Source organism: Clostridioides sp. GD02377 (assembly GCF_045899875.1).
Classification (GTDB): Bacteria; Bacillota; Clostridia; order Peptostreptococcales; family Peptostreptococcaceae; genus Clostridioides; species Clostridioides difficile_A.
The window spans coordinates 67350-82556 of sequence record NZ_JBJODA010000015.1 but is presented as its reverse complement, the minus strand read 5'-3'; the positions used below and the strand labels follow the sequence as shown (position 1 = coordinate 82556).

Annotated in this window: 12 protein-coding genes; all 12 read left to right on the top strand. The window is 27.6% G+C overall.

Annotation, left to right across the window (positions count from 1 at the left end):
• Nucleotides 1–228: 228 nt before the first annotated feature.
• The gene (locus Q3304_RS14090; RefSeq protein WP_054269520.1) at nt 229–1734 is read left to right on the top strand and encodes a DUF1846 domain-containing protein; all 1506 of its coding nucleotides are present in this window, start codon (nt 229–231) and stop codon (nt 1732–1734) included.
• A 388-nt stretch (nt 1735–2122) separates the two neighbouring features.
• A complete protein-coding gene (dinB, locus tag Q3304_RS14085; protein WP_407814052.1) occupies nt 2123–3220 on the top strand; it encodes a DNA polymerase IV in 1098 nt (365 codons plus the stop codon).
• A gap of 261 nt (nt 3221–3481) precedes the next feature.
• Entirely contained in the window at nt 3482–4618 is a 1137-nt protein-coding gene (locus Q3304_RS14080) for an ABC transporter ATP-binding protein (RefSeq protein ID WP_407814053.1), read from the top strand.
• A complete protein-coding gene (locus tag Q3304_RS14075) occupies nt 4611–6158 on the top strand; it encodes a glycine betaine ABC transporter substrate-binding protein (protein WP_054269523.1) in 1548 nt (515 codons plus the stop codon). Before Q3304_RS14080 ends, Q3304_RS14075 begins: the two co-directional genes overlap by 8 nt.
• Before the next feature lie 252 nt (nt 6159–6410).
• Nucleotides 6411–7277 carry a cation diffusion facilitator family transporter gene (locus Q3304_RS14070; RefSeq protein WP_054269524.1) on the top strand — a complete coding sequence of 289 codons (867 nt, stop codon included), beginning with the start codon at nt 6411–6413 and terminating at the stop codon, nt 7275–7277.
• A gap of 140 nt (nt 7278–7417) precedes the next feature.
• Entirely contained in the window at nt 7418–8560 is a 1143-nt protein-coding gene (locus Q3304_RS14065) for an aldo/keto reductase (protein WP_074178278.1), read from the top strand.
• 304 nt (nt 8561–8864) lie between these two features.
• A complete protein-coding gene (locus Q3304_RS14060; protein ID WP_223153215.1) occupies nt 8865–10085 on the top strand; it encodes a DUF6080 domain-containing protein in 1221 nt (406 codons plus the stop codon).
• A 28-nt stretch (nt 10086–10113) separates the two neighbouring features.
• Complete coding sequence (locus Q3304_RS14055; RefSeq protein WP_407814054.1) at nt 10114–11001, top strand: decaprenyl-phosphate phosphoribosyltransferase; 888 nt, start codon at nt 10114–10116, stop codon at nt 10999–11001.
• 21 nt (nt 11002–11022) lie between these two features.
• Nucleotides 11023–11652, top strand: a complete 630-nt coding sequence (locus tag Q3304_RS14050) for an HAD family hydrolase (protein ID WP_407814055.1) — start codon at nt 11023–11025, stop codon at nt 11650–11652.
• Nucleotides 11653–11683: 31 nt separating this feature from the next.
• The gene (locus tag Q3304_RS14045) at nt 11684–12121 is read left to right on the top strand and encodes a small multi-drug export protein (protein WP_074178277.1); all 438 of its coding nucleotides are present in this window, start codon (nt 11684–11686) and stop codon (nt 12119–12121) included.
• A 211-nt stretch (nt 12122–12332) separates the two neighbouring features.
• The gene (locus Q3304_RS14040; protein WP_074178276.1) at nt 12333–13700 is read left to right on the top strand and encodes an MATE family efflux transporter; all 1368 of its coding nucleotides are present in this window, start codon (nt 12333–12335) and stop codon (nt 13698–13700) included.
• A gap of 210 nt (nt 13701–13910) precedes the next feature.
• Nucleotides 13911–15176 carry a 30S ribosomal protein S1 gene (locus Q3304_RS14035; protein ID WP_407814056.1) on the top strand — a complete coding sequence of 422 codons (1266 nt, stop codon included), beginning with the start codon at nt 13911–13913 and terminating at the stop codon, nt 15174–15176.
• Nucleotides 15177–15207: the final 31 nt, after the last annotated feature.

The following is a 15207-nucleotide window of genomic DNA, read 5'->3' as shown; positions in this document are numbered from 1 at the left end:
TAAGGTGAGAATATTATATTTAGATATATAAAATATAATATTCTTATTTTATTAGTTATATGAGTATATCTAATTTACTATAAAACTATCTTGAAAAAAATTAATCTTAATTGTATAATATTACTTTGAGTGAAAAAGTATTAACATTTTTTTATAAGATGTTTTACTAAAAAAATATATATAAATATACTGTTATCAATAAGAAATTTAATTTAGTGAGGTGTTAAGATGAAAATAGGATTTGACCACAAAAAATATTTAGAAGAGCAGTCTAAATATATCTTAGAAAGAGTAAATAATTTTGACAAGCTTTATTTAGAGTTTGGAGGAAAATTAATGGGAGACCTTCATGCAAAAAGAGTACTTCCAGGATTTGATGAAAATGCAAAAATAAAAGTATTACAACATATGAAAGAAAAAGTAGAAGTTGTAATTTGTGTATATGCAGGAGATATAGAAAGAAATAAAATAAGAGGAGACTTTGGTATCACTTATGATATGGAAGTTTTAAGATTAATAGATGATTTAAGAGGTTATGAGTTAGATGTAAATAGTGTAGTAATTACTAGATTTGAAGGACAACCTGCTACAACTGTATTCATAAATAAATTAGAACGTAGAGGAATTAAAGTATATAAGCATTATCCAACAAAAGGATATCCATCAGATGTTGAGACTATAGTTAGTGATGAGGGGTATGGAGCAAATGAGTATATAGAAACTACAAAACCAATAGTAGTAGTGACAGCACCAGGTCCTAATAGTGGGAAACTTGGTACTTGTTTAAGTCAGTTATACCATGAAAATAAAAGAGGAAATGTAGTTGGATATTCTAAGTTCGAGACATTCCCAGTTTGGAATGTACCTGTGAAGCATCCTTTAAATATAGCTTATGAAGCAGCTACGGTTGATTTAAAAGATGTAAATATGATAGACTCATTCCATCTTGAAACTTATGGTGAAATGTCAGTAAACTACAATAGAGATTTAGAATTATTCCCAGTGCTTAAAAAAATAATAGAAAAAATAACTGGAAAAGAATCAATTTACCAATCTCCAACTGATATGGGTGTTAATAGAGTTGGATTTGGAATAATAGATGATGAAGTAATAAGAAAAGCCTCGATAGAAGAAATAATAAGAAGATACTTTAAAACTGCCTGTGAATATAAAAAAGGACAAGTTGATAAAGGTGCTTATGATAGAATGAAAATGATTATGGAAGAACTTAACCTAAAACCAGAAGATAGAAAAGTTGTCTTACCTGCTAGAAATTACAGTAATAAATTAAAAGAAAATGCTGATAAGAATGATACTTGCCCTGTAGTAGCGCTAGAGTTAGAGGATGGAACAATATTAACTGGTAAGGGTTCTGACTTAATGAATGGAACAGCAGCAGCTGTATTAAATGCAATTAAACACTTAGCTAATATATCTGATGATATGCATTTAATATCACCTGTAATATTAGAACCTATTATAAATCTAAAAACAAAAACTTTAGCTAGTAGAAATGTTTCTCTTAGTTGCCAAGAGGTTTTAACTGCACTTAGCATTTGTGCTGTAACTAATCCAACTGCACAATTTGCTATGGAAAAATTGGCATTATTAAAAGGATGTCAAGCTCATTCTACTACTATACTAAATAGAGACGATGAACAAACATTTAGAAAACTTGGCATAGATGTAACTTGTGACCCAGAGTATCCATCACAAAATCTTTACTATAGTTAAAATTATATAAAAAAATATGGGCTGTTTTAAAGTAATAGTTTGAGCAGTCCATTACAATTATAATAAAATCAGTAGGCTGCCTTGTACAAGGCAGTCTTTTGTTTTTAAAACATCCCATTTAAATTAATATATATACTGTTATCCATAAGGAATTTTAAATTTAGTTCCTTGGAATACCTATTGTAAAGCTTTTATATAGTTTTTGCAAGTGTTTTTAAGGATTTTTTATAAATTATATTAAATTAGTTGATTATAGGATGTTTTATATATGGAAAATATCAATATGTAAAGAGAATTAAAAAAAAGAGCATAAAGAAACATAAGTTTGGTATAATTAAAAGGTAATCTAAATAAACTCAATCTGTTTGTATTTTAAAAGGTGATAAGGATGGAACTTCATAGAAAAATAATTCACATAGACATGGATGCTTTTTATGCATCTATAGAACAAAGGGATAATAAAAAATTAAAAGGAAGACCTGTTATTGTTGGAGGAAATCCACAAAGTAGAGGTGTAGTTGCAACTTGTTCTTATGAAGCTAGAAAATTTGGTATACATTCAGCTATGCCATCAGCTGTAGCTTATAATAGGTGCCCATATGCAGTTTTTGTAAGACCTAGATTTGATGTGTACAAGGGTGTATCAAATCAAATAAGAGATATATTTTATAGATATACTGATTTAGTTGAGCCATTGTCTTTAGATGAAGCTTACTTAGATGTAACAAAAAATAAAAAAAATATTGACTCATCAATTGAGATAGCAAAGCAAATAAAAAGAGATATATTTCGAGAAGTTGGTCTTACTTCTTCAGCTGGTGTGTCATACAACAAGTTTCTAGCCAAAATTGCGTCGGATTTAAAAAAACCTAATGGTCTGACTGTAATAAATGAAAAAAATGCCCAAGAGTTTTTAGATAAATTACCTGTAAATAAATTTTTTGGTGTTGGAAAAGTTACTTCAAATACCCTTAAAAATTTAGGTATAAAAACAGGATACGATTTAAGGTGTTTAAATTTATTTGAACTTGAAAATATATTTAAGAAAAAAGGTTATGAATTGTATAAATTCGCAAGAGGAATAGATGATAGACATGTAGAGCCAAATAGAGTTAGAAAATCTGTTGGGGCAGAGACTACATTAAGTCATAACCTGGATATTGATGAAGAAGAAACACGCAACATTCTTGATGAACTTTGTGAAGAGGTATGTCATAGATTAAAAAATTCTGAGAAATTTGGAAAGACACTTACATTAAAAATTAAATATGAAGATTTCACAAAGATAACTAGAAGTCTTAGTTTAGACCATTATATTGATGAATATAGTGATATAAGAAGTGGCATAGACAATTTATTAAGAAATGTCGAGATGAATAGAAAACAAATAAGGCTATTGGGAGTTACAATATCGAATTTAAGTGATAAAAAAGAAACCTACAAAGATATTACTTTATTTGAGTATATGGATAGTATCCAACTATAGTTTTTTAAAAAATGAAATAACACTAGTTTTGATGTTATATAATTAAGACTAGTGTTATTTTGTGAATATTTTTATTACTTTATTTTTCAACATTATGTATTGTATAACTATATATAAATACTTTATATTTGTAGGAATTTTCAGTCAGAAACTGACCTAAAAGGTCTACTTTGTTTACATAAAGAGAATAATATGATATAATTATAAAAACAACTTATAATATTGCTGGAGGTTGCTTGTCGATGAAGGGGATGATAGATTATGATAGAAATAAGAAATGTAACCAAAAAGATAGGAAATAATGTTATATTAGATGATATTTCTCTAGTTGTAGAAACAGGTACATTGGTGGTTTTAATTGGTTCAAGTGGTTGTGGGAAGACTACAACATTGAAGCTTATAAACAAATTAATAAAACCTACATCTGGTGAAATATATATTAATGGCAAACCAATTTCTCAAGAAAATGAAATAGAGCTTAGAAGAAAAATAGGATATGTTATACAGAACACAGGCCTATTTCCTCACCTTACAATAAAAGAAAATATAGAGTTAATTCCACGCCTAAAAAAGGAAAAGTCCATTGAAGAAATTGAGCAAAGAACATTACAACTACTAGAGATGGTAGGTCTTGATAGTGATGAGTTTTTAAATAAGTATCCTTCAGAACTTAGTGGTGGTCAACAACAAAGAATTGGTGTTGCAAGATCCATCGCAACTGATGCTGAGATAATATTAATGGATGAGCCTTTTAGTGCTTTAGACCCAATAACAAGAACATCTTTACAAGAGCAATTATTTTCTCTTCAAGATGAATTGAAAAAAACTATAATATTTGTAACTCATGATATGGATGAGGCTTTAAAGATAGCTGATAAAATTTGTATTATGAAGGATGGGAGAATAGCACAATATGATACTCCAGAAAATATACTTAGAAAACCTGCAAATGATTTTGTAAAAGATTTTATTGGAGAAGATAGAGTTTGGGATAATCCAGAGTATATAAAAGCAAGGGATATTATGATAAAAAATCCTATTGCTGTAACTTCAACGAGAACTGTAACTCAAGGGATAGAAATTATGAGAACAAGTAAGGTTGACAGTTTACTAATTATAGACAGAGCTAAAACATTAAAAGGGATTGTTACAGTAAAGGATATGAAAGATATTAATGACAAATCAATATTACTTGCTGATATTATGTCAAAAGAGCCTTTACATGTGAATGAAGGAGATAATTTAGTTGAGATATTGAATGTAATGAACCGTAATTCGGTTGGATATATTCCAGTTGTTTCTGATGAAAATAAACTTGTGGGGCTAATTACTAGAAGTAGTTTACTTTCCGTTTTAAGTGAACAATTCCTAGAAATGGAGGTGAGTGTCCTTGGATAATTTTTTTAACTTTATACTATTACAAAAGGATAAGATTATAGAGCTTTTAATACAACATATGAGTTTAACTGTTACATCTATTTTGATAGCTATAATAGTTGGAGTTCCTCTTGGAATAATTATTTCAAGAATCTCATCTCTTAGAAAAATAATACTTGGATTTGTAAACTTAGTCCAAGCAGTTCCGTCTATGGCACTTTTGGGTCTTCTTGTACCTATACTTGGGATAGGAAGTAAACCAGCCATATTTATGGTAGTAGTCTACTCATTACTACCAATTGTAAAAAATACGTATATAGGTATAACCAGTATTGACCCAGTCGTATTAGAATCAGCTAAAGGTATTGGTCTTACAAGAAATCAGACATTATTTAAAATACAATTTCCTTTAGCACTACCTATAATAATGGGTGGGGTTAGAATTTCTGCTGTTACAGCTGTTGGTTTGATGACTCTTGCTGCGTTTATAGGTGCAGGTGGTCTAGGATATTTAGTATTTTCAGGTGTTCAAACTGTAAACAATAATATGATTTTAGCAGGAGCAATTCCATCATGTATAATTGCACTACTAGTTGATTATTTATTTAGTAAAATTGAAGTTGCAGTTACTCCAAAAGGATTAAATCCAAAAGCACCAAAGAAAAATTATATAGCACTTAAAGTAATATCTGTTGTAGTTGTTGTTTCAATGTTGTTTGTTGTTTTTAGTTCAAGTTTTTCAGGTAAGAAAGATACAATAACTATTGGTTCTAAAGATTATACAGAACAACTTATACTTGGTAATGTTTATGCTGAATTAATAGAAAAAAATACAAATCTTAATGTTAAGAAAAATTTAAATCTAGGTGGTTCATCTGTTGCATTTAATGCAATTAAATCTGGTGAACTAGATATGTATGTGGATTATACAGGTACACTTTTGGTAAATGTAATGAAACATACTCCAATTAAAGATGCTGATGAAGCATATAAGGTTGTAAAAGATACTATGGAAAAAGAAAATCAGTTAACTTTACTTGACCCTCTTGGATTTAATAATACTTATACATTAGCCATGATGCCTGAGACTGCCGAAAAGTATGGAATAAATACTATTTCTGATTTGACTAAATATGGTAAAGACTTTACTTTCTCGCCAACTTTAGAGTTTGAAAATAGAGAAGATGGTCTTATAGGAATCGCTAGAGATTACGGATTAAAGTTTAAAGATGTAAAAGCAATGAATGGAAGTTTAAGATATACAGCTTTAGCTAATAATGAATCTCAAGTTATAGACGCATTCTTAACTGATGGTCTTATTAAAAAGTTCAATCTTAAGATACTAGAAGATGACAAAAACTTCTTTGTACCATATTATGCAGCTCCATTAGTAAGAGAAGATACTTTAAAGAAATATCCTGAGTTAGAAAAAGTTATGAATATGCTTTCAGGTAAAATAAATGAAGAGACTATGAGAGAACTTAACTATCAAGTTGATGAGCTTGGTAAATCACCAGAGGACGTTGCTCATTCATTCTTAGTTAAAGAAGGTTTAGTATAAAAAATTAATAGTTCCTATCAAAGACTTAAGTTATAGATAATATTTTATATATTGTCTATAACTTATTTTTATGTATATCAAAACAATGACTGAATTTTTTATTTAGAATTAAGTTTCAAATTGAATGAACAAGTACAACCAATTTTGAATATAAATATAATAAATGTGATTATATATAATTTTATTGTCTAGTTAATTAATATTGATACATAGTCTTTTTTCGATTAAATCGAAGGGAGGAGGTAGATTATTATGGATAATTATAAGAAAGTAAAGCAAGTATTATGGATAATTTTATTTGCTAATTTTGCAGTAGCATTATTAAAAATCATTATTGGTAATCAAATCAAGAGTTATAGTATGACAGCTGATGGATTCCATTCTCTGTCAGATGGAGCATCAAATATAGTAGGACTGATAGGCATTTTCTTTGCGTCTAAACCAAAAGATAAAAATCATCCCTATGGACATAAAAAATTTGAAATTATAACTAGCTTATTTATTAGTGGAATGTTGTTTGTTATAGCAATTAAGATAATTCTTAGTGCAGTGTCAAGAATATCCAATCCAATTACACCTTCTATAACTATAGAAAGTCTAATTGCTTTAGTAATTACACTTTTTATAAATATTTTTGTATGTATGTATGAATATAGGATTGGAACTAAACTGAATAGCTATGTCTTGATTTCAGATTCACTGCATACAAGAAGTGATATTTTTGTATCTCTAGGAGTATTAGTTACTCTAATTGGTGTAAAATTAGGATTCCCAGTAATAATAGAATCTATAGTACCTATTATAATCTCTGCATTTATAATTTACTCAGCTTATGGAATATTTAAGCCATCTATTGGAATTTTAGTAGATAGGGTAGCTGTAGAGGAGGATTATATAAGAGAAATTGTGTTTGAATTTAATGAAGTAAGAGATGTCCACAATATCAGAAGTAGGGGAAGTAAAAGTTCTATTTATATTGATATGCATGTGATGGTAGACCCCTTTATAAGTATAGAGCAATCTCATGATTTAACACATAAAATTGAAAAACAAATCCAAGAAGAGATTAATGAAAATGCTCAAGTAATAGTTCATATTGAACCTTTTTATAGCTTTTAATTTGGTTATAAAATGTCAATCGTAAAATTTTATAATTTATAAAAAAAATATTATACCATAAATAATTTATAAAAAATATTTATGGTATAATATTTTTTGTAAAGAAAAGAAGTCTTAATATATCTAAGGAGGAGTTTATAATGAGATACGTTGAATATGGGAAAACAGGGAAAATGGTTTCAGTAGTTGGTTATGGTGGATTAAGGTTTGATTTAGAGAAAAGCAATCAAGAAAATGCCGATTTAGTTAAATATGCATATGAAAAAGGTATTAATTACTTTGATACAGCACCAGGGTACTGTGATGATAGAAGTGAAGATATATTTGGACTAGCTTTTAGACAAATGATGGCGGAAGGTAAAACTGATTTTTATGTATCAACTAAAGAAAAACCAAAAGTGTGTGATACATCAGAAAAAGCTATAGCAGCTGTAAAAAAATCAATAGAGAGATTAGGCGTATCTAAAATAAATTTTTATCATGTATGGAATATTAGAAAGATGGAGCATTACGAACTAGCTATGAGACCTGGAGGTCAATATGAAGGATTATTAAAATGTAAAGAAGAAGGATTGATTGACCATATAGTATTCTCATCACATCAGCCAGGAGACGAAGTTATAGAGATTCTTGATGAAAATAAGTTTGAAGGTGTAACTATGGGAATCAATATATTAAACTTTCCATATAGATTAAAAGGAGCTAAATATGCTGTTGATAATGGATATGGTGTTGTAGCTATGAATCCATTAAGTGGTGGAACTATTCCAAAATACAATAAAGAGCTTTCTTTTTTAGCAAAAGAGGATGAAAGCACTATAGAAGCCGCCTTAAGATTTAATATAGGAATTCCACAAATAAGCGTATCTTTGATAGGATTTAATAAAAAGCAAGATATAGATGATGCATGTAAGATTGCAGATGAAAATAGAATTTATTCAGATGAAGATATACATGACATTGAAACAAGATTAAATCAAAATATGAATGAAATATGTACAGGATGTGGGTACTGTAAGGTATGTCCAAAAGGTATTAATACTCCAGCTTACATGCTTTTTTATAATGAAAAGCAGATGTTTAAAAAGAGTGATGAAGAGATGACAAAATTAGTTTATGGATTAGGACATTGGAATTATACAATGAATAGTGATGCAAAAGCTGAAGAATGTATATCTTGTGGAAAATGTGAAATTGAATGTACTCAGCATTTACCTATAATCGATAGATTAAAAGAGATTAAAAAATGGGAAGAAGATGGAGTTAATAATGTTACAGTGTAATTAATTTATATTATGCTAGAAATTCATTATTTAGGAATACTTTAGAATATGGTTTTAGTATCTAAGGAGACAAACTATAATATTGTCTCCTTAAATTATGTTTTTGTACTTTACTAATAAATACTATATATATAGTATCTATTTAAATATAGCATTAATAAAGTAAATATTGTGGTTGTAAATAAAGACTTATTCAATTAAAATAAAACAAGTAAGGATATTATAAAGGCGACTATTAAAATTAAGGGAATAAATTATAGGTAGTAACAAATCCTATATAATGAATGGATGGTGATATATATTGATGAGTAAAATATTAAAATACAAAAATGAGATGTTGTTATTTATATTAGTTGTAATAACCTATCTAATAATAACTAAGATATTTTTTTCAAAAACCACTATATTTTATGATTTGAACAATACTTATGATGTGTTATTAGATACAGATACTGGCGTTTTATTCAATTTAAATGTATTTGCTATAAATCAAGATAATAGTAAACACATATTATTTTCAGCAATTATATCAATTTTTGCATATCCAATATACTTATTTTGTACATCAATAGCAAATCCAGGAACAGCCGATTTTAATAGCGCTTATGGATTTGGATTGATTTGTCTACAAATAATAACTAGCGCGATGTCTATAACTTTAGTTTTTAATCATATTAAAAAGATAAAAATGCAGAGGTTAACTTTAATTTTACTTACTATGATAATGATATTTTCTTTCCCACAACTATTTATGACTTTGAATGTAGAGAGATTTATATATAGTCAGTTTTCGTTAATATTTTTTATACTTATTGCAAATAAGATGAAAGGAAAAAATTCTTATTTGGTTGAATTAGCTGCTATCCCTTTGTTTGGAATAACTATTAGCAATATATATTTGTATTTTTTTAATATTATATTTGAATTTAAGCTAAAATTAGGAAAAATGTTAAAACATTTAGCTACATTTATCTTAATAGCATATATTTGTGTAGTTTCAACGAAATCTTATGAGAGTTTTATGAACCTTGGCAATGTAATACAGTATGACACGAAATTTATAAGAAGTGGACCAATTTTAGAAAAAATTGCAATGATTATAGAAAGATTGTTGTATTCAGTTTTTTATTTTCCTGGAGCAGAGCTTAAAAAAGGTCTGTTTTTGCAAAATGGAGAAGTTGCGACAATACCAGTTATTCTTACATTATTAGCATTTTGTTTTTGTGTTTTGTCAGTTATTGAAAACTCAGAAAAAAGAGTTCCTAAACTATGTATGGGAATAATTATATTCAACTTAGTTTTACATGGAATAATAGGATATAATCTAGTTAATTCAAGTATAATGGCTATAAATTTTAGTTTTGCAGTTATAGTCTTATTGGCTTATTTCACTAAAGCACTTAGAAAAAATGAAAAAAATATGTACAATATATTTCTATCATTGTTACTGGTTACTATAATAATTAGTAATGTAAATGGATTTATAGAAATTTTAAATATAGGGATAAAGTCATATCCTGTTTAAAAAATAATATTGAAAGGGTAGTAAGTTTATGAAACAGACAAATACAAATGTAAAGCTTCTTACTAAAATTTCAGATTATATAAAACTAATGAGAATAAAGCAATATATAAAGAATTTCTTTGTATTTTCGGCTATAATTTTTTCAAATAACATACTAAATACAAATTTACTATTAAAGACATTTATTGCATTTGTATGTTTTTGTCTTATATCATCATCAGTATATGCATTGAATGATGCTATAGATATGGATAAAGATAAAAAACATCCTAAAAAACGTAATAGACCAGTTGCAAGTGGGAGAATAAGTAAAAAAAATGCTAATATACTATTTGTAATATTAGCTTTGATTTCAATTAGTTTATCAATAGTTGTTAATTTCAGATTGACTATAATTCTTGTTCTTTATTTGATAAATAATATATTATATTCTCTTAAATTAAAGAATCTAATATTATTAGATGTGTTTTCAATATCTCTTGGATTTATATTTAGGGTTTATGCAGGGTGTGTAGCCATAGATGTAAACTTATCAAATTGGATAATATTATGTACCTTTTTCTTATCTTTGTACTTAGCTTTTGGAAAACGTAAAAAAGAAATAGAGACTTTAAGAGATGATGCAATTGAACATAGAAAGATACTAGAAGATTATGACATAGAAAATCTAAATCAAATGATGGTAGTTATGTTAAGTTCTACAATTGTGTGTTATGCTTTGTATTCTACAAGTAATCCAGAAAAACCACATATGATATTTACAACAATATTTGTAGTTTATGGTGTACTTAGATATAATTATATAATTAACACTACAAATGAAGGAAATCCTACCGAGATTGTATTAAAAGACTGGACTTTAAAAATAAACGTAATATTGTGGATAATTGCATGTTTAATAATATTAATTTTTTAGTGATAGGATGGGGAAATACTTATGAAAAAAAGTGTATTATTACTCGATGTAGATTATACTGTTATAAATACTGATAGCATGTTAGATTTTTTTATTTATTCTTTAAAAAATAAAACATTTAAAACTATTATAAAGTTGCCATATATTGTTTTTACTCTAGCTATGTACTTACTTAGAATAGTACCTTTGAAAAGAGCAAAAGAGGCAATCTTTCATCCAATAGTAGATTTTAGTGAAGAAGATTTAAAATTTTTTTTTGATGACTGTATTATGAAAAAAATTAACGAGTCTATGAAAAAAATTATTTACAAAAACAAAAAAGAACATAATATTATAATTATGATAACAGCATCTCCATATGCGTATATGAAATACTTTAAACATTATGGTTTTGCAGATGAGGTTATAGGCACTGAGTTGTTTTATGAAAATTCAAGATATAAAAACCAATTTGTGGGGGAAAACTGTAAGGGAATTGAAAAAATACATAGAATAAAGGCTGTATTAGATAAGCTTGGGATAGAGATTGATTATGAAAATTCATATGCATATTCGGACTCTAAGAGTGATTTACCTATGCTTTCATTAGCTAAAAATGCTTTTTTGGTTAGTAAAAAGAATGGTGAGGTTATAGAACGAATAAATTCATAACTTAATGTCACTTAGAATAGGAGGGAATAGTTTGGGATATTTACACATATTAATTTTATCTATGGTTCCTGTAACAGAATTAAGAGGAGCCATTCCTATAGGTATTGCAATGGGTTTAAATCCTATGTGGGTTTATGTATTTAGTGTAATTGGTTCTACTTTGGTATCAATTCCCTTGATATTAACATTTAGGCATGTATTGCAATTTTTAAGAGGGAAAAAATTATTTAAAGGGATTGCAGATACAATTGATAGAAAAATAAATTCAAGAATGAAAAAATTAAAAAGTGTTTCAATGATAGGTATAATACTATTTGTAGGGATACCACTTCCAACTACAGGAACATGGACCGCATCTGCTATAGCTTCTATACTAAAAATGAGAATAAAAGATGCCTTTGTAGGAGTATTTATTGGTAATTTATTATCAGGAGTTATAGTTTCAGCACTTTCTCTACATATAATATAAAACTATCCAAGCAATATGTTTGGATAGTTTTTTTATGAGTATCATTTAAATTCATTTTGCTCTAAAATGTTTACTATGGCTAAAGAAATATAGTATAGTATTATTTGTGAGGAAAGTACTAAAAATTTTCCTACTAATAAAATAAATTTTTTATATAGAATAAAATTTCAATCACAATAAATTTTAATTAATAGACTAAGGAGGTTTTAAAGTGGAAAATTCAAGCACTAATTTAGGAAATGAAAGTGTAGGAAAATTGTTATTTAAACTTGCTACGCCCGCTATTATTGCACAAATCGTAAATGTTTTATACAACATAGTGGATAGGATTTTCATTGGAAGAATGGAAAGTGGAGAAGTTGCTATGGCAGGTGTCGGAGTAGCATTTCCGATAATAATTATAATAACTTCATGTAGTTATTTAATTGGTATGGGAGGAGGACCATTAGCTGCTATAAAAATGGGTGAACAAGATAATGATGGTGCAGAGAAAATAATGAGTAATAGTTTTTCTGTATTAGTGATTTTAGCAATACTTTTAACTATAGGTTTTCAGATTGGAAAAGAGCCTTTGCTTTGGATGTTTGGGGCAAGTGAATCTACTATTGGATATTCGATGGATTATTTAAAAATTTATTTAATAGGTACAGTATTTGTTCAAATCTCATTGGGAATGAACACTTTTATAAATACCCAAGGATTTGCTACAACTGGTATGATTACAGTTGCTATAGGTGCTTTGATAAACATAATACTTGACCCAATTTTTATATTTGGTCTTAATATGGGTGTAAAAGGAGCTGCATTAGCCACTATAATTGCACAAGGTGTTTCCGCTATTTGGGTATTGGTGTTTCTATTTGGAAAAAAAAGTATACTTAAGATAAAAAAGAAGTATATGATACCTAAAGTAAGTATTATATTACCAGTCCTGGCGTTAGGAATATCTCCATTTATAATGCAATCTACAGAAAGTCTAGTACTTATAGCATTAAATAGTAAATTGCAGATGTATGGAGGAGATTTAGCAGTAGGTTCAATGGCTATAATGAGTAGTATAATGCAAATTCTTATGCTTCCTAATATGGGCTTTACACAAGGAGCACAACCAATAATAAGTTATAATTATGGTTCAGGACAACTTGATAGAGTCAAAAAGACATTTAAATTGTGCCTATTGTCATGTTTTACATATTCTACTATTTTGTGGATTCTACTTATGATGTTCCCTGCATTTTTTGTTGGTATATTTAATAAGAATCCGCAGTTACTTAGCATGACTAGTTGGAGTATAAAAATATATTTTGCAGGTTCTTTTATGTTTGGAATTCAACTAGCTTGTCAACAAACATTTTTAGCACTTGGAAAAGCAAAAATATCTTTGATTTTAGCTCTTCTTAGAAAAGTTGTACTTTTGATACCTTTAATATTTATACTTCCAACATTTTTTAATGAAAAACTTTTTGCAGTACTTTTAGCAGAGCCAATTGCAGATATAACAGCAGCTACTATAACAGCAATCTGTTTCTTTATATTTTATAAAAGCTCTCTATCAAAATCTAAAACGACAGAAGAATAATATATATAATATAAAATTTCCATGAAAATATTTTAATAGATAAAAATTAGAATTTGTATTTTAATTTAATAAGATATTTTCTATAATGTATAAAGATATAAAGTTGAATTAATTTTTAAAATTACAATAAGAAAAATGTAAGTATTTGCAATATTAATGGTATAATATTTACAGATATGATAATTAATAAAAGGAAAGGATGTTTATATAATGGAAAATGATTTAACAATGCAAGAATTACTTGACCAGCAAGAACAAGTATTCAGCAAAGTGAAAGTTGGAGAATTAATAACTGGAAAAATAATTGCAGTGAGAAATGATGAAGTACAATTAGGATTAGACTACGGGTTTGATGGGATAATACCTATAAGTGAATTAAACATAGAAAAAAATCAATATATAGAAGACTTATACCATATAGGTGATGAAGTAAGTGCTGTAATAACAAAAGTATCTCAAAAAGATGGGACAATAACTTTATCTAAATTACAATTTGATAAAAGAAATGATTTTGCAGAATTACAAAAAGCTTATGATGAACATAGAATAATAACTGTAAATGTTGAAAAAAATATAGACAAAGGTGTATTTGCTAATTACAATACATATACATTTTTTATACCAATCTCTCAACTTGATACAAAGTTTATTACAGATACATCTAAATTTGTTGGTCTTAATTTAGAAGTTTATATAAGAGACTTTGATATTAGAAAGAATAGACTTGTAGCATCTCATAGAGATGTATTACAAGAACGTATAAATAAAGAGAAAGAAGAAAGAAGAGCTCAAATTAAAGCAGAAAAAGAAGCTGAAAGAGCTAGAATCAAACAAGAAAGAGAAGAAGAAAAAGCTCGTATTAAAGTAGCAAAAGAAGAATTATTTAATTCTCTTGAAGTTGGACAAAAAAGAGATGGTAAAGTAACGAAGATAATGTCTTATGGAGCATTTGTGGATATTGGTGGAATTGAAGGATTAGCACATATAAATAATTTAGCTTGGGCAAGGGTTGAAAATGTTGAAGATGTTGTTTCAGAAGGTCAAGAAGTAGAAGTTTATGTGTTAGATGTAAATAAAGATACTAAAAAAATTGCATTAGCATTAAAAGACATAAATAATGACCCATGGGATTTAATAGCAAAAGAAGTGAAAATTGATGATGTTGTTAATGCTAAGGTTCTTAGAATAATAGAAAAGGGAGCTTTTGTTCAAATTAAAGAAGGTGTAGATGCTTATTTACCGATATCTGAATTGAGCGATACTAGAGTTGCTAAAGTTACTAATATTGTTAATATTGGAGATGAAGTTAAAGTTAAAATTCTTGACTTTAAACCAAAGACTAAAAGAATGTTAGTTTCAGTAAAAGAAGCGACTAGAGAGCCAGAAGAAGATATAACAGAATACCTAGAAGTAGAGGAATCTTTAGGAAGTATTGGAGAATTATTTAAAGATAAATTTAAAGATTTAGAAGTATAAAATAATTTAAAATGGGGCTGTTTTAAAACAT

Coding starts and splice junctions, on each gene's coding strand:
- Q3304_RS14035 (WP_407814056.1), top strand. CDS start 13,911: ATGGAAAATGATTTAACAATGCAAGAATTACTTGACCAGCAAGAACAA.
- Q3304_RS14090 (WP_054269520.1), top strand. CDS start 229: ATGAAAATAGGATTTGACCACAAAAAATATTTAGAAGAGCAGTCTAAA.
- Q3304_RS14050 (WP_407814055.1), top strand. CDS start 11,023: ATGAAAAAAAGTGTATTATTACTCGATGTAGATTATACTGTTATAAAT.
- Q3304_RS14080 (WP_407814053.1), top strand. CDS start 3,482: ATGATAGAAATAAGAAATGTAACCAAAAAGATAGGAAATAATGTTATA.
- dinB (WP_407814052.1), top strand. CDS start 2,123: ATGGAACTTCATAGAAAAATAATTCACATAGACATGGATGCTTTTTAT.
- Q3304_RS14065 (WP_074178278.1), top strand. CDS start 7,418: ATGAGATACGTTGAATATGGGAAAACAGGGAAAATGGTTTCAGTAGTT.
- Q3304_RS14055 (WP_407814054.1), top strand. CDS start 10,114: ATGAAACAGACAAATACAAATGTAAAGCTTCTTACTAAAATTTCAGAT.
- Q3304_RS14060 (WP_223153215.1), top strand. CDS start 8,865: ATGAGTAAAATATTAAAATACAAAAATGAGATGTTGTTATTTATATTA.
- Q3304_RS14070 (WP_054269524.1), top strand. CDS start 6,411: ATGGATAATTATAAGAAAGTAAAGCAAGTATTATGGATAATTTTATTT.